Source organism: Hymenobacter jejuensis, assembly GCF_006337165.1.
GTDB lineage: Bacteria > Bacteroidota > Bacteroidia > Cytophagales > Hymenobacteraceae > Hymenobacter > Hymenobacter jejuensis.
On sequence record NZ_CP040896.1, the window covers coordinates 1212042 to 1233886 of the forward strand.

The window sequence follows — 21845 nt, forward strand, 5'->3', positions numbered from 1 at the left end:
TCGCCCTCCGACTAAATGATAAAGAACGTCATGCTTCGCTTACGCTCTGCATGACGTTCTTTACATTGCATTGATTATCAATATTTTACTTTAAAAGAAGCCGAGCTTCTGCTGGCTGTAAGAAATCAGCATGTTCTTGTTTTGGCGGTAGTGATTGAGCATCATCTTGTGATTCTCACGGCCAAAACCTGAAGCCTTATAGCCGCCAAACGGCGCGCCAGCGGGGTAATCGTGGTAGCAATTGACCCACACGCGGCCGGCCTGAATGGCGCGGGGCATCTGATACAGTTCGTGGGCATCGCGGGTCCAGAGGCCGGCGCCGAGGCCGTAGAGCGTGTCGTTGGCGATGGCGATGGCTTCGTCGTTGTCCTTGAAGGTCGTCACCGACAGCACCGGCCCGAAGATCTCTTCCTGGAAGATGCGCATCTTGTTGTGGCCCCGGAAAATGGTCGGCTGAATGTAGTAGCCCTCGGCCAGCGCGCCGTCTTCCTGGTGGTACGCATCGCCGCCCACGAGCACTTCGGCGCCTTCGGCCTTGCCGATTTCGAGGTAGCTCAGGATTTTTTCAAACTGATCGTTGGAAGCCTGGGCGCCCATCATGGTTTCCATGTCCAGCGGGTTGCCGAGCTTGATGGCTTTCACGCGCTCGATTACGCGGGCGATGAACTCGTCATAAATGTCTTCGTGCACCAGCATCCGCGAGGGGCAAGTGCAGATTTCGCCTTGGTTGAGGGCAAACATCACGGCCCCTTCGATGGCTTTGTCGAGGAAGTCATCGTCGTGGTCCATCACGCTCTTGCAGAAGATGTTAGGCGATTTGCCGCCCAGCTCCATCGTAACGGGAATGATGTTTTCGGAAGCGTATTGCAGAATCAGGCGGCCCGTGGTGGTTTCGCCCGTGAAGGCTACTTTCTGCACCCGCGGCGACGAGGCCAGCGGCTTGCCAGCTTCCAGCCCAAACCCATTGACGACGTTAAGCACCCCAGCCGGCACGATGTCCTGAATCATTTCCATCAGCACCATGATGCTGGCGGGCGTTTGCTCGGCGGGTTTTACTACCACACAGTTGCCGGCCGCCAGCGCAGGCGCGATTTTCCAGGTGGCCATCAGCAGCGGAAAATTCCAGGGAATAATCTGGCCAATGACGCCCAGCGGCTCCTGAATTACCAGCGATAACGTATTCTCATTCAGCTCCGTAGCCGAACCTTCTTCGGCCCGAATCACGCCGGCAAAATAGCGGAAGTGATCGATGGCCAGGGGTAAGTCGGCGGCCATACACTCGCGGATGGCTTTGCCGTTTTCGATGCACTCCACGGCGGCCAGATGCTCGAGGTTGGCTTCCATGACATCGGCAATTTTCAGCAGCATGTTGCTACGCGTGGTGGCTGAGGCATGCTTCCAGGTTTTGAAGGCTTCGTGGGCGGCGTCGAGCGCCAATTCGATATCTTCCTTGGTCGAGCGGGCTACCTTACAGAAGGCCTTGCCGTCGATGGGCGAAGGGTTCTCGAAGTACTGTCCTTTCACTGGCGCGACCCATTTGCCGCCGATGAAATTATCGTAATGATCTTTAAATTGAGGACGGGCAACTAGGGTGGTGGGTTTTTCTAACGTTTCCATGCTGTGGGAGTTATGGAGTTAAGACTACTTCCAAGGTAGCTTCTATTATTGCCCGAAAAGATGTAGTATCCTCTCATTAAGCTTGATGATAATCGCAAGTTGACTTATCCTTTCAAGGCTTGATTTCTGCTCCTCTGCTGCCGGTTTTCGTTGCCCACAACGGAGGGCCGGCCACTACTGAAACGGAGAACTGATTACGCCTTCCTGCCCTTTATCCCCACCCATCATGTCCCGCCCCACTCAGCCCACTTCTGTTGCCCTTCACCACCCCGATAAGCTGGATACGCTGGTCGAAAACCGCACGGTGTACACGCTTGAGGGCTTCGAGCTAAACATTTTCGAAACGCACCAGCAGGCCAGCCGCGTGCCACTCAGCATGGGCAGCCTGGTACTCACGACCATGCTGCGGGGCAAAAAAGTGATGCACCTCCCCGACCGCCCCGCTTTCGACTACCTGCCCGGCGAATCGGTGATTGTGGGCGAACAGCAAACCATGGAAATCGACTTCCCGGAAGCTACTCTCGACAACCCGACGCAGTGCCTGGCCGTGGCCATTCCGTCCGATACCATTCGCCAAACCGTCGATTTGCTCAACGAGCGCTTTCCGCTGGCCGAAGACCACACGCCCTGGCACCTGAGCAACTCCGCGAACGCGCACCTGACCAACACGCCCGAGCTTACCGGCACGCTGGAGCGCCTCATTCATCTGTCGCAGGAAACGCACGCCGCCAAGGATGTGCTGGCGTCGTTTACGCTGCAAGAATTGCTCATCCGGCTCATGCAGACGCAGGCGCGCAAGCTCATTTTTCACAACTACGCCCAGCACCTGACCTCGCACCGCTTTGCGCACGTCGTGCACTACATCAAGCAACACCTCACCGAGCAGATCACGGTGCAAAAGCTCTGTGAGCTAGCCTGCATGAGCAAGGCGACGTTTTTTCGCCTCTTCAAGCGCGAGTTTGGCCTTACGCCCGTCGAGTACGTGATTCAGGAGCGCCTTACCGAAGCCAAACGCTTGCTGCGCAACCCTTTCAGCACCGTGGCCGATGTGTGCTTTCGGGTGGGCTTCAACAACACCAATTACTTTCAGGTGCTTTTCAAAAAGTACGAAGGCATGACGCCGGGCTTGTACAAAAAGCGGTGCGCCGCGTGAGAACCCACGCAACCAAACAAGAAATATATTTTATATAACCATCTGGTTATCAATAACTTATACAATAAAGCAAAAGAAGATTTCTGTCCCGTTGTAACATTTAGGTACTCCCAAAGCATTTAAGGGAGCAAAAGCGGCTGAATTTAGCGGTTGGGTTTCGCACGTTGCCGCTCACCCACCGGGCCGCCTTACCACGGATTACAATTCATGAAATCAACTCTTCTTGAGCAGGAAAAACCGGCTTCGGCGGTTTCTGCTCCGGCCATCGATGCCGCTTTGGTGTGGCTGATGGCGATTACGTGCGGCCTGGTCGTCGCCAATATTTACTACAACCAACCGTTGCTCGCCGACATCGGCAACACCTTCCACCTCTCCGACAGCAAAGTCAGCCTGATTGCCACCGCCACCCAAATCGGCTACACGCTGGGGCTGTTTCTGGTGGTGCCGCTCGGCGATAAAGTCGAACGCAAGCGCCTGATCTTGTTGAAGTTGCTGTGCGCGGCGGCAGCCATGGCCTTAGCAGCTTTTGCGCCTTCGTTTGTGGTGCTGGTCGTGGCCAGCGTTTTGATCGGCATTTTTTCGGCGGTGCCGCAGCTTCTTATTCCGATGGCGGCCTCGCTGGCCAACGACGAAGATCGCGGCCGCATCGTGGGCAAGGTCATGAGCGGCCTGCTGATCGGCATTCTGCTTTCGCGCACTATTAGTGGGTATGTAGGCGCGCATTTTGGCTGGCGCACGATGTTCTGGGCTGGTTCGGCGGCGATGGTAGTACTGACGGGCGTATTGGCCTTGAAACTTCCGACCAGCCGTCCGTCCTTCACCGGCACCTACGCCAGCCTGATGAAATCGCTGGTGAGCCTGACGCGCGACTTGCAGCCGTTGCGACGGGCTGCCTTGGTAGGCGGCTTTTTATTCGCGGGCTTCAGCGTTTTCTGGACTACGCTGGTGTTCTTTCTGGAAGGCAGCCCCTACCATTACGGCAGCGACGTCGTGGGCTTTTTCGGCCTGATTGGCGCCTGCGGAGCCTTGGCCGCGCCGCTGGCTGGCAAAGCCGCCGACAAAAAAGGGCCCGACTACGCCATCCGAATTGGATTGCTCCTGGCTCTGGCCGCATACGCCATACTGGGCTTCGGCGGCTACCACCTGGCTGGGCTAGTAGTGGGCGTCATCATTCTGGATGTGGGCGTGCAGGCGACCCACATTTCCAACCAATCGAGCATTTTCGCGCTGATTCCGGAAGCGCGCAGCCGCCTCAACACCGTGTACATGACCGCCTATTTTATCGGCGGTTCGTTGGGCTCGCTGGCAGGCGGGTTTGCGTGGGCCAACGCTGGTTGGGCGGGCGTAAGCGCGACCGGTTTTTCGTTTGTGCTGGCCGCTTTTCTCATCAATCAGCTCTACCGTCGTAAGCAGCAAGCGCGCTAAAACGCAAAAAGGCCGCGATTCACATGAACCGCGGCCTTTTTATATCTGTTTGACGATCAATTAGATACGACTCATGCACTCCTTCAGGCTATCGCGCCAGTGCGGAATGGCCAGTTGCAGGTTGGTCTTGACTTTCGTTTTGTCCATTACCGAAAACGCCGGGCGCGTGGCTTTGGTCGGGTACTCGGCCGTACGAATGGGCACCGCGTTGACACTTGTGTTGCTGAGCTCAAAAATGGCCTTGGCAAAGTCATACCACGATGTAACGCCCTCGTTGCTATAGTGATACACGCCGTACTGCTGGCTCTGGCGTTCGATGATGGTGAAGATGCAGCCCGCCAAATCGATGGCGTACGTGGGCGTCCCGATCTGATCCCAGATGATGCGAAGCTCGTCGCGCTCGCGGCCCAGCTTCAGCATCGTTTTCACGAAGTTGTTGGCAAATTCCGAATACAACCAGCTGGTACGCAGGATGAAATACCGGCTGGTGTGTTCGGCTACCACCTGCTCGCCTTCCAGCTTCGTGAGGCCGTACACGCTGATTGGCTCCGTTTCGTCGGTTTCGATTAAGGGCTGATTGCCAGTGCCGGCAAACACAAAATCGGTGGAGATGTGAATGAGCGTGGTTTCAAATTCGTCGCACACCCGGCTCAGGTTTTCGGCGCCGTCGCGGTTGATTTTCCGGGCCAGATCCACGTCGTCTTCCGCTCTATCGACGGCGGTGTAGGCGGCGCAATTGATGCAATACGCGGGTCGGTATTGCGCAAAAACGGCTTGTAGCTTCGCCGCATCCAGAATATCGGCTTGCTCTTCGGGCAGAAACACGACATCCGTTACGTTGCGCTCTTTCGCGACGTGCTGCAGGCATTGCCCCAATTGGCCGGAGGCCCCGAAAACGACTATTTTGCTCATGTAGTGGTGCTAGTTGACGTAAAGCAATTCGGAATTTGGCTCCAAATTAACTCATTCAACCCAAGCGCTACTCACCGCGCGAGTCACGGCGTTTGTTTTTGATGGGCTGAAAGCGCAATTCGCGCGGCTGCTTTTCGCTGAGGTATTTCCAGTAGCGCAACGGAATGTGGCGCCGGTGCAGTTTTAGGTTGCGGCGCTCCGGAATATTGACGTGGTCGAAGTACGTCTGCCAGAGCACTTTAAACAGCGGCTCGCGCTCGTCGAGCACCGTTGCCGACACGCTGGTGCTGCGTTGCGGCGCGTCGGCTTCAAACTGCACGATGTCAGTATGATGCAGGTCGTAATACAGCCCGTAGTGCCGCCGCCGGTCGAAGATGAGCCAGCGCTGGTCGGCGTAGCGCTTGGTAAAATGCGGCGCAATGAGCGGCAACACATCAAAATCCGGATCGATGGTAGCGTGAAACAGGCCATCACTTGTTTTTTCAAAGCGCACGAACGCTTCCATGCGGTGCTTTTCGCGGCCGAGCTGCTGGCTAATGTGTGCCACGAGGCGCACGGTATCGTCGGCGTAATTCTCCGAGATATCTACTTGGCCCCGTGCTTCCACCGCCTGCTGCACATACCGACTGATCAGCATCTCCCGATCGGGCCGCTCCGATAAATACGTGTGGTACAAACGATTACGCGTCTCGCCGTCTATGTACTTTAGCAAGCCTTTCCACACGCGGGTGGCTTTGTCTTCGTTGGTTTCGATGTGCACCGTGGCTGTAAACAACCCACCCTGCACGGCCCCGAGCGGCTGCACGCTGTTGGGCCAGGCTTTGCGCTCGTACATTTCCAGCACTACCGTAAGCAGGCCGTCGAAGGTGCCGTCGTAGGTATAGTCGTGAGTCATGCGTGCGCTTCGTTAAAAAATTCCAGCAGCAACCGATTCACCTCAGCGGGTTCTTCGTGCTGCACCCAGTGCGTGGCACTGGGCAGGTAGGTTAGCTGGCCGTGGTCGCACATCTCCAAGCTCATCTGAGCGAGTTGGGAGTTGAGAAAAGCATCGCGCTTGCCCCATATAATGCGAACAGGAATTCTAACGCGGGCATTCTTTCCTAATCCTGAGCGGAACCGGAAAGCCGCCCGGTACCAGTTAATCATGCTGCGCATTGCCCGCGGCTGCGACCAAGCCTGCTGATATAAAGCCAAATCGGCACCGCTAAACGTGCCGCGGCGGCTCGTGCCACGCAATGCGGAGCGGGCGACGCGCCAGTTGCGCCAGCGCGTCGCCCGCTCCGGCAGCCAAGGCACCTGAAAAAAGAACACGTACCAGCTTTTAAACAGCTGCGAGGGCGTGCGGCGGAGCGCCCGCGACAGCGTTCTTGGGTGCGGCACATTGAGAATCGCCGCTCGCCGTATCCTGTTTGGATATTTAATTGACAGCCACCACGTTACAACAGCGCCCCAGTCGTGCCCAACAACGATTGCCGACGACTGCCCCGCGGCATCCAGTAAGCCAATAACGTCGGCAGCAAGCGTAGCGACCTGATAGTCACGTATATGCAATGGCTTGTCGCTCAGGTTGTAGCCGCGCTGATCGGGAGCCCAAACGCGGTAGCCCGCCTCAGCCAAGGGTTGAATCTGATGGCGCCAGCTATACCAAAACTCCGGGAAACCGTGCAACAGAATCACCAGCGGGCCTTGGCTAGGACCGCATTGGACTACGTGCAGCCTGATGCCGTTGGTCTGGACGTAGTGGTGCTCGAAAGGATAACCCATGCCGGCTTCTACCGCCTTTCTTGGCCGCGAGTTGTCGGTGCGCGCCTACGCCGCCTCGGTCTGCGTGGTTTGCGTAGCGGCTGCGTTGTTGGCGCGGGCAGCTTCGTGGAGTTGGCGCACGATGGGCAGCAGGTCGCTGAGTTTGCAGCAACAAGCCATACGGACAACTTTCATGTTGTTAGCGGTTTGCGTGGCGGCCGACGCGTCGGTGGCGCGGTGAGAAATAGTCATAGCTCAGAGAGGCTTAGCTGGCTTGTGAAAACAGGTCGGTAGGTACGGGAGGGGCAAAAAGGTCAAGCTGTTGGGTTACCAACGCCGAACGCACAGAGCCGGAGCCAAATAAAATCTGGCGCCGGATGCTTTGCTCGTCGTAGTCGCGGGTTTCGAGGGATTGACCGCGGCAGGTAATGAAGTATTTGGCGCGCTTCAGCACCACCCCAAACTTGTGCAGGTGATCGAGCGACAGCGAAGCAAAGCGCCGGGCCGCCACAATGCGCTTAGCCGAACGCGCCCCAATGCCGGGCACGCGCAGAATCATCTCGTAATCAGCAGTATTAACATCAATCGGGAATACGTGGCGATTGCGCAAAGCCCAAGCCAGCTTCGGATCAATCTCCAGATCCAAGAACGGATGTTCAGGGTCCAGAATTTCGTCGGCGTCGAAGCCGTAGAAGCGCATGAGCCAGTCGGTTTGATAGAGGCGGTGCTCCCGAATGACGGGCGGCTGCGTGGTTTGGGGCAGGCGAGCATCATCGCTAACCGGCACATACCCAGAATAATACACGCGCTTCAATCCGTAGCCTTTATAAAGCGAATCGGTGAGCTTGATGATCTGGTGGTCGTTTTCAGCGGAAGCCCCCACAATCAGCTGAGTGCTTTGGCCGGCGGCAGCAAACTGGGGCACCTTCTTGAATAAGGCTTTTTCTTCCTTATTCTGGGTGATGCCATCGCGGATCTGCGCCATTGGCGTCAGAATTTCCTCGTAATTCTTCTCCGGCGCGAGGTTTTGCAAACTCATTTCGGAGGGCAGCTCGATGTTCACGCTCAGGCGGTCGGCGTACAAACCGGCCTCCTGAATCAGCTCCGGCGAAGCGCCCGGAATGGTTTTGACGTGGATGTAACCATTGAATTTGTGTTCGGTACGCAGCTTTTTAATAATGCGAACCAAGCGCTCCATGGTATAATCGGAGTTGGAGAAAATGCCGGAACTCAAAAACAGCCCCTCGATGTAGTTGCGGCGGTAGAAGTTCATGGTCAGGTCCACAACTTCGTCGACGGTGAAGGCGGCGCGCTTCACGTCGTTGCTGCGCCGCGACACGCAATAGGCGCAGTCAAAAATGCAGTGATTCGTAAGCAGAATTTTGAGCAGCGACACACAACGGCCGTCTTCCGTGAAAGAATGGCAAATGCCCATGCCTTCCGCGTTGCCCAAGCCTTTATTTTCGTTTTTGCGCTTGCCGCCACTGCTGGAGCACGATACATCGTACTTCGCGGCGTCTGCCAAAATACTTAGCTTTTCCTGAATGCGCTCGTTCATTCGACCTGTTTGATGGCTTAAAAATAAAGATTTATATCCAACCTGACAATAGATAACTAAGCTAATTTTTTTAGGAATGGTTCCTTGCGGCCTGCGGCATTTTTAACTTTTGCGAGGGCCGTGGCCTAAGCGCTCGAAAGGAATTTTGCGGCTTTCCGGCCCGTTTTCTATCTGCGCACGGCTTTGACGTTGCTTGTTTGACGGCGGCCTTCGCGGGCGTACTTTGTATCTTGTCGGGCTAGAAGCGCGGCGCCATCCGAAAGCCGGCTATTGTTGCGTTATCCTTATGATGTTGCGCTTTGCTTTCCCCTGCTTTTTGCCTCGCCTGCGCGGGGGGTGGCTGTGGCCTGCCCTCGTGTTGTGGATGGTGGCCGAACAGGTGCAAGCCCAGCAAACTGCGCCGGCGGCCGTGCCGGATACCACGCGCATCCAACCCGAAAACACCCGCCCCGATTCGTTGCGCCGACGCTTCGACCAAGAGCGCATCCTGACGGGTCTGAAGGCCTATACTAAGCGCAAAACCATTGTGGGCAAAGCCGCGTCGGCGCTGTTCAACTTCACCGAGCGCCGCGAAGACCGCGCTGGCCTCGATGCCCAACTCCTTGACCGCCAGTTTGATCAGCACAACTACAAGATTGTGCGCCGTATCAACATTACGACGCTCGATGCCTTTGGCTACAGCATCAACGACCCGGCGCGGCAGCCGCGCAACTTCCTCGAGAAAACGGGCAATACCTTTCACATCAAAACCGTGCGCTCGCGCGTGCGGCAGGTGCTGTTGTTTCGGATCGGGCGGGAGTTGCAGCCGCAGGCGCTGTCTGAGTCGGAACGCTTGCTGCGCCAGACGCCCGAAATTCTGGATGCGCGGGTGTTTGTCAACGAGCAAACCACCTCCGCAGACAGCGTTGATATTGAGGTAGTTACCAAAGACGTATTTAGTATCACCGGTTCGTTCCAACTGCGCGATGTGGGCGCCGGGGTGGTTGGGGTGCGCGATAATAACTTTCTAGGGCAGGGTCACCAGTTTCGCAACGTGTACGAATACGGCCGCGGCAAGCCACAAACCTGGAAATACGAAGGCAGCTACCAGGTGCCGTTTCGCAACTTCGTTACCGGGCGGCTGCACTACCGCAACGAAGACCAGTTCCGCCAAGCCGACGTTACGTTTAGCCGCGGCTTCTACTCCGTCAAGACGCGCTATGCGGGCTCCCTCTCATTGGCCGACTATTACCAGGGCGTCACGCTGGCCGTGCCGCCCGAAGGCCAGCCGTATGTATTTCATCCGCTGCGCTATACGGTGCAGGATGGGTGGCTGGGCCGCTCCTTCAGCCTGCATAGCTACGACTTGGCCTACGAAAACCCGGCGCGGCTGATTTTGTCGGGACGGGCCATTCATACGCAATATTCGGAGCGGCCCATCACCGATTCGGTCAATAACAAGTCGGCGTACCGCACTACCTCGCTGCTGCTGGGCACCATCGGCTACAGCGTAAGGCGCTATTACAAAGACAAATATCTATTCGGCTTCGGCCGCACCGAGGATATCCCGACGGGTACATTGCTGGGCTTTACCATGGGCTACGAGCTCAACGAAGAGTTCAACCGCAATTATTATGGCGTGCGCGCGGCGTGGGCGGGCTACAACCCCTTGCACGGGTACCTCTACCTCAACGCCGAGTTTGGCAGCTTCCTGCGCCGCCCCCAAAACGACTGGCAGCAAGGCCTGCTCAACACCGAAATCCTGTATTTCACGCCTTTGTATAACACCGGCAACTGGCAGTGGCGCCACTTTTTCTGGAATCGCTCGTCGTTGGGCTTTCATCGCCTCGATAGCGAAACGCTGCTCAGCATCGATGGCGTGCGGGGCCTGCGCGGCTTCCAGACCGACGGCTTGTTGCGCGGGGCCAGCCGCTTCGTGGTCAACTACGAGGCCAACGTATTTACGCCGGTTTCCTTTTTGGGCTTCCGCTTGGCGGCCATTGCCTTTGCCGATGCCGCCTGGATAACGCCTAATATCAAAGGTGGGCTGCCGTTTCATGAGTCGCCGTACATGGGATTTGGCGCCGGTTTGCGGTTCCGCAACGAGTACACGGCCATCCGCACCCTCCAGATTCTGATCGGCTATTACCCGCGCGGGCAGTACACCAACAACGGGTTGCGCATTTTTGAAAGCTCGCGGCCGTATTACGGCTTCAACGATTTTGGCTTTGGCCAGCCCAACACCGCCCGCTTCGATTAATTGCGGAGTATGAAGAAAAGAATAAAAAAGCGATGTTTGCCTTTGTATATAAGCAATTCATAATCAATCACTTATATACATGGCCTTATTTCGAATAACATTTCTTAAGCACCTACCTTTGCCTGCTTGCTTGTAGCGAGCTTACCCGAGAACTTAATTTCCGATTGCATATGCTGCTGGGCGATTACAATGAGCTGGAAGTAGCTCGCGAAGTGGATTTTGGATTGTACCTGACTTCCGACGACGGCGATCTGCTGATACCGGGCAAATACGTGCCGGAGGGCACCCGCGTGGGCGATTTTCTGCGCGTATTCGTGTACCGCGACTCCGAAGACCGCCTCATTGCCACCACTTTGGAGCCGCTGGTGCGCGTGGATGAGTTTGCGGTGCTCACGGTGCGCGACGTGAGCGACATCGGTGCCTTCCTGGATTGGGGTCTTGAAAAGGACCTGTTCCTGCCCTACCGCAACCAGCGCCGCCGCCTGCGCCCCGGCGACCGTGTGGCCGTGTACGTGTACCTCGACGAAACTTCCGACCGCATTGTGGCCACGGCCAAATACGAACGCTACCTCAGCAAGGAGCCTTTCCCCGGCCAACCCGGCGACGCCGTGCAGGTGCTCGTCGCCAACGAGTCGGAGCTGGGCTACGCCGTGATCGTGAACAAAGCATATCCCGGCTTGCTCTACCACAACGAAGTCTTCCGGCCGCTGCGCCTTGGCGACATCCACACGGCCTACGTGCGCCGAGTCCGCGACGACGGCAAGCTCGACGTGAGCCTGCAACGCACGGGCTACGACGAAGCCGTGGCCGCCACCGATACGCTACTGGCCGCGTTGCGCAAAGCCGGCGGCACGCTGCCCCTCTCCGACAAAAGCGAGCCCGACGACATCTACCGCCGCTTGGGCATGAGCAAAAAAGTGTTCAAAAAAGCCTTGGGCAGCCTTTACAAACAGGGCGTAGTGCAACTAGCGCCAGACGAGACGCGACTTGTAGAAGGCAAGTAAGCTTCGGGGGCCGGCAGGTAGCTTTTTGTGCCGCTTCTTCCGTATGAGGAATCGAATCTCGGCTCCCCCTTGCTTCTTTCCCTACGCTACACCGCCCCATGACTCCCCAGAAAACTGCCCTCATTGCCGGTGCTACCGGCTTGGTAGGCAGCACATTGCTGCCTTTGCTGCTAGCCTCCGAACGCTACGCAAAAGTTATCACCGTGGGGCGGAGGCCCTTGCCGCTGGTACACCCCAAACTGGAACAACGCGTCATGGACCTAGACCAACTGGAAGAAAACCGCTTGGGCTTAATCGCCGATGATGTGTACTGCTGCTTGGGCACGACTATGCGCCAAGCCGGTTCCAAGGAGGCTTTCTATAAGGTTGACTATCTGTACGTTGTAAAACTAGCTGCTATTACAGCCGGGAATTTTGCGGCGCAGTTTCTGGTGGTTTCGGCCATGGGCGCCGACGCAGAGTCGCGCATTTACTACAACCGGGTAAAAGGCGAAATGGAAGACGCCGTTCGGCAGACGCCGTTTCGGGTAATTCATATTTTCCGGCCGTCGCTGCTGCTGGGCGAGCGCCGCGAAAAACGGCTTGGCGAGCAAATAGGCTTTGTACTTATGAAGCTGCTGAATCCGTTGCTGCTGGGGCCTTTGCGTAAGTACCGGGCCGTGCCGGCTGCGGCCGTTGCCCGCGCCATGATCCGGGCCGCGGCCGAAGATGGCGGCGGTGTGCGCGTCCATCTTTCCGACGAAATTGCGGAGAGCGGAAGATAAAAATAGCAAGCGTCGAAGTTGATTTGTATTTTTGCAAGAGAATCAACTTTCCTTTTCGCTTTCTATTTTCCTATGAAACAACTGTTTCCACGTTTGATGATCCTGCTGTTGCTGCTTACGTCAGGGGCGGCTCATGCACAAAGCAAGAAAGGCCGAAGCAGCGGTAGCGCCGGAGCAGGCTACAACACCGGCCTTGGGTTGCGCGCCGGCGGGTATTCTTCGGGCCTGACTTTTAAGCATTTCATAAGTGGCAAAAACGGGGTCGCTTTTGAAGGCCTGGTTACCACCGAATACAAGGCCCATGGCGCCCGCGTAACCTTGCTTCTAGAAAAGCACCTGCCTGTCGCCGACGTCAAAAACCTGCAATTCTATTACGGGGCTGGTGGCCACGTAGGCTCCTATCGTGGCCGTTACTACTACGTGGGACGGTGGGAAACGCGCGGTAAGCACAAAGATGTGTATTACACTTACTACGAAGACGATACCAACTACATCGCCTTCGGGGCCGACCTGATTTTGGGTCTGGAATACAAATTGCCCGACCTGCCGTTCGTAGTAGGCGTCGATTACAAGCCATTTTTCGAGGTGTTTGACGGCTACAGCGGCTTCTACAACGATGCGGCCCTGAGCTTGCGCTTCACTTTCTAATTTCAGAGCTGCATATAAAAAAGGCCCGCTGATTGCTCAGCGGGCCTTTTTTATATGCAGCTCATAGCCAACCGTTTATCTTACACGATAACCACGGTGCCCACGCATGTTATTGTTGTAATAACCGGGACGGGGTGCCACAATCACGCGTTGTGGCCGCACAATTACCGGAGCAGGCCGCACGTACACACGAGCCGGCCGGTAATACGGACGATAGTACGGCCGCGGGTAAGGCCGATAATACGGGCCGTAGTAAGGGTCCGTTGATACGACGGCTGTGCCGGCCGAGGCTACGCAACCTGTCAGCAGCGAACCCGACAGGAGCAAAATGAACAGAGCAGGTATTTTCAGAAATTTTTTCATAGTCGTAGAGCAAGCAGAGTTTTAAACGCTTGTACCTACCTTAGACTACTTGAGGATGCTAAGGTTTAATGGAAGTTTTGCCATTGGCTATCACTTCTAAAGCCGTATACGATAAGTAGTTGCGGAAGTGCCGCCAAACAAGCCGTAACCCGGACGGATGTTGGAAAACAGGGGCGCCGGCTCGGCAAACGGGTTGTCGCCGGTGTTGTTGTAGCGTCCTAGCGATTGGTAGAACAGGTACATATCGCGGGTAAGCGAGCCGACCACCACTTCCACGTAAGCCGGCGCCGGAATGTCGGCGGGGTTGCCGGTGTAGCGGCCGTTGTAATACCCTTGTACGTCATTAGCCAACGACAACTGCTGACCGTTACCGTTGGTATCGGCGTAGGGCGATTTGTTGTACAAGATACCTATACCTGACAGCTCAAATCGCTGTAAGTTACTGACGTCGTTGGAGTTATTACTATTATCTCGCTCCAGGTAGCCCCACAACCGGCCTCGCTCATCCAACACTCGGGCATAGGCGATGTAGTAGTCTGTAGTGGCTGCGTTGTCGGCTACGGCGAGAGTAAGGTGCCCAAAAACCCGCTGTTGGTAACTGTTATAAGGATCGGATCTGGGCGGCGTTCGGGGAGTGTAGGTTGCCGACGCGATGACGGGCGTAGCCGGCAGCGTGAGGCTGCTTTCGACGGTTTCGAGGCCGGGTACCTTGGCGCGTATCGTGTAGGTCTGGCCGGGCCGGGCCACAAAGCCCATAGTGGGCCGGTAATAGCCGTCGTAGTAGAAGTAACTGTTCGTGCCTGGGCTCGGGTTGGCAATCGGTTGGAAGCGCTCGATTACGGTACCGCTGGCATCCTGCACTTCCACGGTAGCGTCGGTGCGGCCGGTCAGGCGCTTGGTCTCAAACACCCCTTGACTGCTACTCACGAACACTTGCCGCTGCCCCAACACGGCCGAATCGCGGGTATCGGTGTTGAGGATATACAGTAATGAAATGCGCGGTGTGTGAGGCGGCGCGGGCACGTCGATGGCGGTTTCGCAGGCCGCCAGACCCAGCATGGCGCTCAAGGCCAGAAGAGAAAATATGATATTCTTCATAAACAACTTAGAATCAATTGCTTAGAATTTAAAGCTTTTACTGAACGACGGAATAATGGGAAACAGCGAGATTTCGCGGTATCCGGGCTTGCGGGTCACGTTGCCGAATTCGTCTTCGGAGCCTTGTTGCAGGAACAGGTAATAAGGATTTTTGCGACTGTACGCGTTGTAGAGGCTAAAGCTGTTCACGACCTCACCCCATCGCTTTTTCTTGGTCTTGCTCAGGTCGAGGTCCATGCGGTGGTAGGCGCGCATGCGGTAGCTGTTGCGCGGACCGTAGTCGTCAAACTGGTTATAGCCATAGCCATCCAGCGTGAAATGACCTTGCGACAGCGTAACGGCGTTGCCGGTGCCATACACCCAAGTACCTGACAGCGTGAGCGTTGGGCTGATATGATGGATCACCACCAAGGAGGCGTCGTGACGGCGGTCGTATTTGTAAGGGAAGATGCGGCCCTGGTTGAGCTCCGGGAATTTGCGCTTGCTCCAGGCCAGCGTATAGCCGATCCAGCCGGTGGTGCGGCCGGTTTTCTTTTGCAGGAAGACCTCGCCGCCGTAGGCCCAGCCCTGCCCGCTGGTCACTTTGTCCTGCCAGTTGTTGTCGGTAGTTCCCAGAAAACTGGCGCCCTCCCGGTACTCGATGAGGTTGCGCATGGGCTTGTAATACGTTTCGAAGCTCAGCTCGTACTCCTCCCCTTTGTGCCGAAGCGTACGTGCGGCGCCCAGGCTAACTTGCTGAGCACGTTGCGGTTTGACCTTCGCCGTAGCGGGCACCCACAGATCAGTGGGCAGACCGATACCGCTGTTGGTGAGGAGGTGAATGTATTGCGTCGTGCGGGCGTACGCGGCTTTCAGCGCCCACTCCTCCGTGAGCAGGAAGCGGGCCGACACGCGCGGCTCCAGCGACGGATACAGCGTGCGATCGACCCAAAACCCGTTGAGGCGCACCCCGCCGTTTACTTTCAGGCGCTCCGAAACCCGGTAATCGTCCTCAGCATACAGCGACGCTTCGCTGGCCATGGTGCGCGCCACTGAGTTGAGGCGGCTTAGGTCGTTGCTGCCAGAATTGTCTTTCACTTGCAAGGCGCCCGGCCTGAACGAGTGCAGAATGTATTGCCCGCCAAACCGAATGTAATGGTCGGGGCTGGGCAGGTATTCCAAATCAGACTTGAGGCTAAAGTCCCGAATATTAGACAGATAGCGCAAGTTGAATTTATCCGTCTTCACGGCGTTCTGCGGGTCGCGGTATTGGCTTTCCTGCTCAATCCCGACGTTGAACTGGTACTTCGTGTAAGTGAAGTGCGTATTCAGAAACAGCTGATCGTTCAGGAGGTGGTTCCAGCGCAGCGCGGCCGTGAGGTTGCCCCAGCCCAGGCCCGAGTTTTCGCGGTCGGCCAGCCCTTCGTTGGTATCGTTGTAGCGGGCATAAAACTTATCGTAGCCGGTGTAAGCGCTCAAGTACAAGCGGTCGCGCCGGCTCGGTTTCCAATTTAGCTTGCCGTTCAGATCGTGAAAAAAGTATCCTACGGTAGCGCTGCTACCACTTGCGTTCTTGGTCGCCGCCCAAATCAGGGGCCGGGCCAGAATGTCGATGTAGGTGCGGCGGGCCGAGAAGATGAACGAAGCCGTATCCTGCTTGATCGGACCTTCGACCGTGATTTTGGAAGCGATCAGGCCGATGGCGCCTTCGCCGTGAAACTCCTTCAGGTTACCTTCCTTCATCGAAATGTCCAGCACCGACGACAGCCGCCCGCCGTAGCGGGCCGGAAAGCCACCTTTGATGAGCTCTACGTTATTGAGCGCATCGGCATTGAATACGGAAAAGAACCCGAACAAATGCGACGCATTGTAAACCGGAGTGCCGTCGAGCAGGATAAGGTTTTGGTCGGGCGAGCCGCCGCGTACGTACAGGCCGCTGGTGCCTTCGCCGCCGCTTTGCACACCGGGCAGCAGTTGTAGCACCTTCAGCACGTCGCGTTCGCCGAGCAACGCCGGCACAGCCTTGATCTGGTTGAGCGGAATATTGACGGTGCCCATGCGGGTGCTCTGCGCAAGTTTTTCCTCGCGGCTCCCAACTACTTCTACGCCCGCCAGCTCCGAGGTAAGCGGCTGTAAGCCAAAGGTATGCGTCAGGTTGCCAGAAGCTGGGGCCACCCATTTCTGCTTGGCATACCCCAGGTATGAGACCAGCAGCCGCACCGAATCGGTGGCGGGCAGGGTTAGCGAGTAGAAGCCGTAGGTGTTGGTGCTCGTGCCCAGCCCCGAGCCCGGACTAATGACGGCCACGCCAATCAGGTTTTCGCCAGTTTGTTGGTCGCGGACGTAGCCGCTGACGGTGTGCTTGCCAGCTTGCTGGGCACTCGCTACGGCGGGTTGTAAACATAAGATGAGTACTAAAGAGCGAAGAATTCGCCTCATACGCGAACTGTTAAATTGTTGTAAGTCAATTGTTTATAAAATAGGAATCATAAAACTTCTTCCCAGGCTTCCCTCGGTTCACAAGCGGGAGTAAAAGGCGGCCCCGAAAGGTTACGACCAGCACCGCGCAGGCAAGAAAAAGCGCCTGCCTTTCCGGAGAATTGCAGGCGCTTTTACCGACGTTTTACAAGCCGAAACGGGTTATTTCTTGGCGGTGTATTCTTGGTTGAGATATTTCACCACGGCGGCCGTAATGTCCATGTCTTTGCGGCCGTAGGCGATGGCGCCGCCGGGCGCCGAAATCAGAATGAGACGGTAGCCATTGGCTTTGCCATACGTTTCTACTTGCTTGTCCACACGGTCGAGAACCTGTTTGGTCATTTTGGCTTCTTGCTCCTGAGCCTGCTGCTGGATCTGCTGCTGCTTCTGCCCCGACTGAATGCGTTGGGTTTCGAGTTGCTGCTCGGTTGCGGCGCGCTGTTCCGGCGTGAGGCTAGGAGCCTGCTGCTGATACTTTTGCACGGCAGCTTGGAAGCTGCGCACCAAGGTTTCGTTCTGGCGCTCCCATCCTTTGGCTTTACCTTCGAAGGCTTTGCGGGCGTCCTGCATGCCTTTGTAATCAGCCAAAAGCTTGTCCGATACTACGAACGCTACTTTATCGGTATCGGCTACTACGGCCGTGGAGGGCTCGGTTGTAACAGTGCCAGTCGAGTCGGTTTTGGTGGCAACCACCTTGGCGGGGGCGACTTTAGCGGCAGATTTGTCCGCAAAATGGAGGTAAAACAGCACGGCCACGGCAATGACCAGCACAGCGTCGATAATCAGGCGCAGGGAATTGTTCATCAGGAGAAAAAGGGGAATTAAAACGAATGCCAACTAACTGGCCTTCAAAGAAACGCAAAAAGGCCCGCAGAATTTCAAGCCCTGCTATAATTACCCGATTCGCTGGGCTGAGTGGGCCAGCTTACGGCTCTTCTTCGACTTCTTCCGCGTCCAGGTCTTCTGGGGCGCTGGGCTTCTCCTCAAACGGCGGCGCTTGGCTAAGCCGACTGCCGCTTTCGCTTACCATGCCGATGTGCAAGAGCGCGTCGCCCTGGTTGACGACCGGCATGTGGTTGATTCCCACGATATACCCAGCCACCGGCGACTCCAGCCGCACCGCCATTTCGCCGTATGGGTCGGCCACGCTGCCGTAGACTTCGCCTTTTTCCAGATACTGCCCCACCTGCACGTGGCTCCGAAAGAGGCCGGCAAAGCGGGCGCGTAGCCACGTATGGCGCATGCACACCACGTTGGGCTGCGTGGCGGCGGGCGCGTCGGCCGCCATGCCGAGCGAGCGCAACACCCGAAACGTACCCGCAATGGCCAGCTCGATGCCGTGCTCATCCAGCCGCAACGACTCGCCGGTTTCGTACACGATGATGGGTTTTTGCTGCTTGAAAGCGGCTTCGCGCAGGGAACCAGGCCGCAGAGAGGCGTTCAGCGTAAACGGCGCCGCGAAAGCCTGCGCCATCGCATCGCTATCGGGGTAGCCGAGTTGGCATCGCACTTGCGGATAATTGCTGCGGGCCGCGCCGCCCGTGTGAAAATCGATGCCGCAATCGACCAACGGCAGGATCTCGCGGGTAAACCGATGCGCTACCCTACTGGCCAACGACCCGCGCGGATTGCCCGGAAAGCTACGGTTAACATCCTTACCATCAGGCACTTCCCGCGAGAAGTTCAGAAAGCCATAAATATTGAGAATCGGGATGGCGATGATCGTGCCGCGCAGGGGGCGCAGCAAGTCGCGGCGAATCATGCGCCGAATGGTTTCGATGCCGTTTACTTCGTCGCCATGCATACCGGCCATGAGCAGCACCGTGGGGCCGGGCTGTGTGGAGCGAAACACGTGCACCGGCACATCGATGACGGTGCCAGAAGGCAGCCGCGAGATCACCAGCCGCGTGAGTACCCGCTCGCCGGGCTTGATGGTCAGGCCGTTGAGATGGATGCTATCAGGAGGAGTGGAAGGTGCCAATATGCTACGCGGAAAGGTTAAATATAAGCAGTTAGCCTATCCACGCGGCATCCCGCGGCTTGCACGCTGCCGATCGCTGTGTATTTCCATGCTACCAGCATAATTATAAATCATTGATTTACAACCACTTATACCTAAGCGTTCGGATGGATTACTTACCTCAAGCCTGCTCATACCGCCGGGACATCCGATTGGCTATCGGGCTGATGGGCAGGGTGCTTGGAAGCGATCTTGGCTTTGTGCTTCTTGGTCAGTTGTTCGGTGTACTCAATTATTTTGTCGGCGATGTCGAGGCCGGTGGCTTTCTCGATGCCTTCCAAACCGGGCGAGGAGTTGACTTCCAATACCAGCGGCCCGCGCTTGCTTTGCAGCATGTCAACCCCGGCAATACCCAAGCCCAACGCTTTGGTAGCCAGCAAGGCAGCGGCTTTTTCGGCTCGGGTTAGCTTGACGAGGTTGCCAGAGCCGCCCCGGTGCAAGTTCGAGCGGAACTCGCCTTCTTTGCCCTGCCGCTTCATGGCCCCTACTACTTGGCCATTGACCACAAAAGCCCGCAGATCAGCGCCTTTGCTTTCGGCAATGAACTCCTGCACGATGATGCGGGCCTTGAGGTTATGAAAAGCCTCGATCACGGACTGAGCCGCTTTTTCGGTTTCGGCCAGTACTACGCCCAAGCCTTGGGTGCCTTCGAGTAGCTTGATGATCACGGGGGCGCCGCCCACCTGCTTGATCATCTCAACCACTTCGTCGGAGTAGTTGGTGAAGGCCGTTTTGGGCATCCCAACGCCCGCCCTACTCAGGATTTGCATGGACCGGAGCTTGTCGCGCGAGCGCACGATGGCTTGGCTTTCGACGGCCGTGCGCACCTTCATCATCTCGAACTGGCGCACTACGGCACAGCCATAGAACGTCACCGAAGCCCCAATGCGCGGAATAATGGCGTCGAAGCCTTTGAGGTGTTTGCCTTGGTATATAATGCCTGGTGAGCCTTTTTCGAGTACCAGATTGCAGTGTAAATGATCTATAACCACGGCTTCGTGGCCACGGCGCTCGGCCGCTTCCACTAAACGCATGGTAGAATATAGCTTCGGCTCACGCGATAGAATCGCCAGTTTCATCAGAAAATACTTGAGAGAGTGTAATAAAGAGAGCAGGAGCTGCTGTCGAATAGCCAGGATGCGTCAGGGACGAAGTTGTTTGCGCAGGACCTCGGTTTTGTACGAGACGTGAAGCCGGGCTACATCCACCATAAAGCGCCCACGCCGCAACAAAGAGCGGCCCATGAGCACCGGGTATTTCATGTCGGATCGGTCGGAAAGCGAGAATTCAGTGTCAAAATCTTCCCCAAACAGCCGAATGATCGCCCGGATTACGTAGCGTTCCTGCACTTCGCCATTGGAGCTTTTGATGTCGCGCAACAAAAAGCTATCAAACTCCATGAGGCGGCCGTCAAAGTTAGGGTGCGACGGATCAAGAAACTGCACCCGCAGTCGTTCGCGCCCGTCGGGCAGTTGCTCGACGTTGATGTTGGAACAGTGAATAGCGCCGGTATAAGCCCCGGTATCTACCTTAGCCTCAACCCCCCACAGCTGAAACTGTGGAAAGTCAACCAACTCCCGCCGCCCCACAACACGTTTAGCAACTCGCTTGTTTTTCATCGGACGGCAAGATAAACCACAGAGATTAATGAGGAGGTTAGGGCTAAAAAGCTCGCCCCCTCTCAACAAGGAAGCGAGCTTTCTAGCCTTTGTAGGAAATGCGGTAGATGGCGTCGTTCTGGTCGTCGGAGACCAATAGGGAGCCGTCGGCAAGTTGGAGCAGGCATACCGGACGGCCCCACGCTTGCTGGCCTTGTAGCCAGCCTTGCGCAAAGGTTTCGTAGCTGGTAGCCTGTTTGCCGGTGGCGTCGAGGCGCACGAGCGATATGCGGTAGCCGATCTTGCTGCTACGGTTCCAGGAGCCGTGTTCGGGAATGAAAATCTGGTTGCGGTACTGCGTCGGAAATTGCTTGCCCGTGTAGAATTTCATGCCCAGCGCCGCTACGTGCGGACCGAGCTTGCGCGCGGGCTTCGTGTACGTATTCGACGATTTGCCTTTCCCAAATTCCGGATCGGGAATGTCGCCGGCGAAAAAATAAGGAAACCCGAAGTGCAGCCCCGGCCCGCTGGCCCGGTTCAGTTCGTCGGCGGGTACGTTGTCGCCGAGATTGTCGCGGCCGTTGTCGGTGAACCAGAGGGCTTTATCCACCGGGCTCCAGTCGAAGCCAACGGTGTTGCGCACGCCGTTTGCAACTATCTCAAAACCAGTACCATCTGCGTTCATGCGGTTGATGGTACCGAAGATGGGCTCCTCGGGCAGACACGAGTTGCAGGGCGCGCCCACTGGCACATACAGCTTGCCATCGGGGCCGAAAGCAATGTAGCGGTAGCCGTGCCATTCCTTACTGGGTAGTTGGTTGTACACTACCGCCGGCTTAGGCTTTTGCTTAAGATGCTGGGCAATGTTGTCGTAGCGCAGCACCCGATTGATTTCAGCCACGTACAGCGCACCGTTGCGCACGGCTACGCCGTTGGGGGCATTCAGCCCGGTCGCAATGGTCACAACTTCGTCGGCGCGGCCGTCTTTGTTGCGGTCAGGCAGGGCGTATACTTTGTCGTTGCGCGTGCCTACATACACAGTGCCATCGGGGCCTACCGTGATTTCACGAGCCCCGGACACGTTCTGCGCGAAGTAGCTGATGGCGAAACCAGCGGGCAATTTGATCTTGCTCAGGTTGGCATCGGCCGCTGCCGAGGGCAGCTCAGTAGTGAAGCCAAAGACCAAGGGCGTCAGGAAAGCAAAGGCTAGGAGGCGGCGCATCATACTGCCTCAAACCCGCTGTCG

Annotated in this window: 20 protein-coding genes; 6 read left to right on the forward strand and 14 right to left on the reverse strand. The window is 56.7% G+C overall.

The window, feature by feature from the left end; all coding sequences use genetic code 11:
- Window positions 1–90: 90 nt before the first annotated feature.
- Complete coding sequence (locus tag FHG12_RS04750; protein ID WP_139514636.1) at window positions 91–1617, reverse strand: aldehyde dehydrogenase family protein; 1527 nt, start codon at window positions 1615–1617, stop codon at window positions 91–93.
- A 226-nt stretch (window positions 1618–1843) separates the two neighbouring features.
- On the opposite strand from FHG12_RS04750, the gene FHG12_RS04755 reads away from it, so the two are divergent.
- Together FHG12_RS04755 and FHG12_RS04760 are read left to right on the forward strand one after the other, a co-directional pair.
- Window positions 1844–2770: an AraC family transcriptional regulator gene (locus tag FHG12_RS04755; protein WP_139514637.1), complete on the forward strand. Its 927-nt coding sequence runs from the start codon at window positions 1844–1846 to the stop codon at window positions 2768–2770.
- Between the two features lie 207 nt (window positions 2771–2977).
- On the forward strand, window positions 2978–4195 hold the full coding sequence (locus FHG12_RS04760; protein ID WP_139514638.1) for an MFS transporter: 1218 nt from the start codon (window positions 2978–2980) through the stop codon (window positions 4193–4195).
- Window positions 4196–4255: 60 nt separating this feature from the next.
- Here FHG12_RS04760 and rfbD read toward each other — a convergent pair whose 3' ends face one another.
- From rfbD to FHG12_RS04785, 5 genes are all read right to left on the reverse strand, one after another.
- The gene (gene rfbD, locus FHG12_RS04765) at window positions 4256–5107 is read right to left on the reverse strand and encodes a dTDP-4-dehydrorhamnose reductase (protein ID WP_139514639.1); all 852 of its coding nucleotides are present in this window, start codon (window positions 5105–5107) and stop codon (window positions 4256–4258) included.
- A 67-nt stretch (window positions 5108–5174) separates the two neighbouring features.
- Window positions 5175–6002, reverse strand: coding sequence for a TIGR03915 family putative DNA repair protein (locus FHG12_RS04770; RefSeq protein WP_139514640.1), 828 nt, complete (start codon window positions 6000–6002; stop codon window positions 5175–5177).
- Window positions 5999–6871: an alpha/beta fold hydrolase gene (locus tag FHG12_RS04775; RefSeq protein ID WP_139514641.1), complete on the reverse strand. Its 873-nt coding sequence runs from the start codon at window positions 6869–6871 to the stop codon at window positions 5999–6001. Before FHG12_RS04775 ends, FHG12_RS04770 begins: the two co-directional genes overlap by 4 nt.
- Before the next feature lie 45 nt (window positions 6872–6916).
- Entirely contained in the window at window positions 6917–7102 is a 186-nt protein-coding gene (locus FHG12_RS04780) for a hypothetical protein (protein ID WP_139514642.1), read from the reverse strand.
- A gap of 13 nt (window positions 7103–7115) precedes the next feature.
- Window positions 7116–8408 (reverse strand): putative DNA modification/repair radical SAM protein, encoded by a 1293-nt coding sequence (locus tag FHG12_RS04785; protein ID WP_139514643.1) that lies wholly within the window; start codon window positions 8406–8408, stop codon window positions 7116–7118.
- A 316-nt stretch (window positions 8409–8724) separates the two neighbouring features.
- Between FHG12_RS04785 and FHG12_RS04790 the strand changes: the two genes are divergently transcribed.
- From FHG12_RS04790 to FHG12_RS04805, 4 genes are all read left to right on the forward strand, one after another.
- Entirely contained in the window at window positions 8725–10647 is a 1923-nt protein-coding gene (locus tag FHG12_RS04790) for a hypothetical protein (RefSeq protein WP_230471293.1), read from the forward strand.
- Window positions 10648–10817: 170 nt separating this feature from the next.
- Window positions 10818–11651, forward strand: coding sequence for a CvfB family protein (locus FHG12_RS04795; RefSeq protein ID WP_139514645.1), 834 nt, complete (start codon window positions 10818–10820; stop codon window positions 11649–11651).
- Window positions 11652–11749: 98 nt separating this feature from the next.
- Window positions 11750–12415 (forward strand): NAD-dependent epimerase/dehydratase family protein, encoded by a 666-nt coding sequence (locus FHG12_RS04800; protein WP_139514646.1) that lies wholly within the window; start codon window positions 11750–11752, stop codon window positions 12413–12415.
- A gap of 72 nt (window positions 12416–12487) precedes the next feature.
- On the forward strand, window positions 12488–13063 hold the full coding sequence (locus FHG12_RS04805; protein WP_139514647.1) for a hypothetical protein: 576 nt from the start codon (window positions 12488–12490) through the stop codon (window positions 13061–13063).
- A 75-nt stretch (window positions 13064–13138) separates the two neighbouring features.
- Here FHG12_RS04805 and FHG12_RS04810 read toward each other — a convergent pair whose 3' ends face one another.
- The 8 genes from FHG12_RS04810 to FHG12_RS04845 all read right to left on the reverse strand — a co-directional run bounded on the left by FHG12_RS04810 (window position 13139) and on the right by FHG12_RS04845 (window position 21824).
- Window positions 13139–13426, reverse strand: a complete 288-nt coding sequence (locus FHG12_RS04810; protein ID WP_139514648.1) for a hypothetical protein — start codon at window positions 13424–13426, stop codon at window positions 13139–13141.
- A gap of 96 nt (window positions 13427–13522) precedes the next feature.
- The gene (locus tag FHG12_RS04815) at window positions 13523–14524 is read right to left on the reverse strand and encodes a DUF4249 domain-containing protein (RefSeq protein ID WP_139514649.1); all 1002 of its coding nucleotides are present in this window, start codon (window positions 14522–14524) and stop codon (window positions 13523–13525) included.
- Window positions 14525–14545: 21 nt separating this feature from the next.
- On the reverse strand, window positions 14546–16942 hold the full coding sequence (locus FHG12_RS04820; RefSeq protein WP_139514650.1) for a TonB-dependent receptor: 2397 nt from the start codon (window positions 16940–16942) through the stop codon (window positions 14546–14548).
- A 201-nt stretch (window positions 16943–17143) separates the two neighbouring features.
- On the reverse strand, window positions 17144–17785 hold the full coding sequence (locus FHG12_RS04825) for an OmpH family outer membrane protein (protein ID WP_139514651.1): 642 nt from the start codon (window positions 17783–17785) through the stop codon (window positions 17144–17146).
- A gap of 121 nt (window positions 17786–17906) precedes the next feature.
- Window positions 17907–18962, reverse strand: coding sequence for a succinylglutamate desuccinylase/aspartoacylase family protein (locus tag FHG12_RS04830; RefSeq protein ID WP_139514652.1), 1056 nt, complete (start codon window positions 18960–18962; stop codon window positions 17907–17909).
- A gap of 170 nt (window positions 18963–19132) precedes the next feature.
- Window positions 19133–20080, reverse strand: a complete 948-nt coding sequence (gene rimK / locus FHG12_RS04835) for a 30S ribosomal protein S6--L-glutamate ligase (RefSeq protein WP_139514653.1) — start codon at window positions 20078–20080, stop codon at window positions 19133–19135.
- Window positions 20081–20143: 63 nt separating this feature from the next.
- Window positions 20144–20620, reverse strand: coding sequence for an ATP-dependent zinc protease family protein (locus FHG12_RS04840; protein ID WP_139514654.1), 477 nt, complete (start codon window positions 20618–20620; stop codon window positions 20144–20146).
- Window positions 20621–20702: 82 nt separating this feature from the next.
- On the reverse strand, window positions 20703–21824 hold the full coding sequence (locus FHG12_RS04845; RefSeq protein WP_230471294.1) for a PQQ-dependent sugar dehydrogenase: 1122 nt from the start codon (window positions 21822–21824) through the stop codon (window positions 20703–20705).
- Window positions 21825–21845 lie beyond the last annotated feature (21 nt).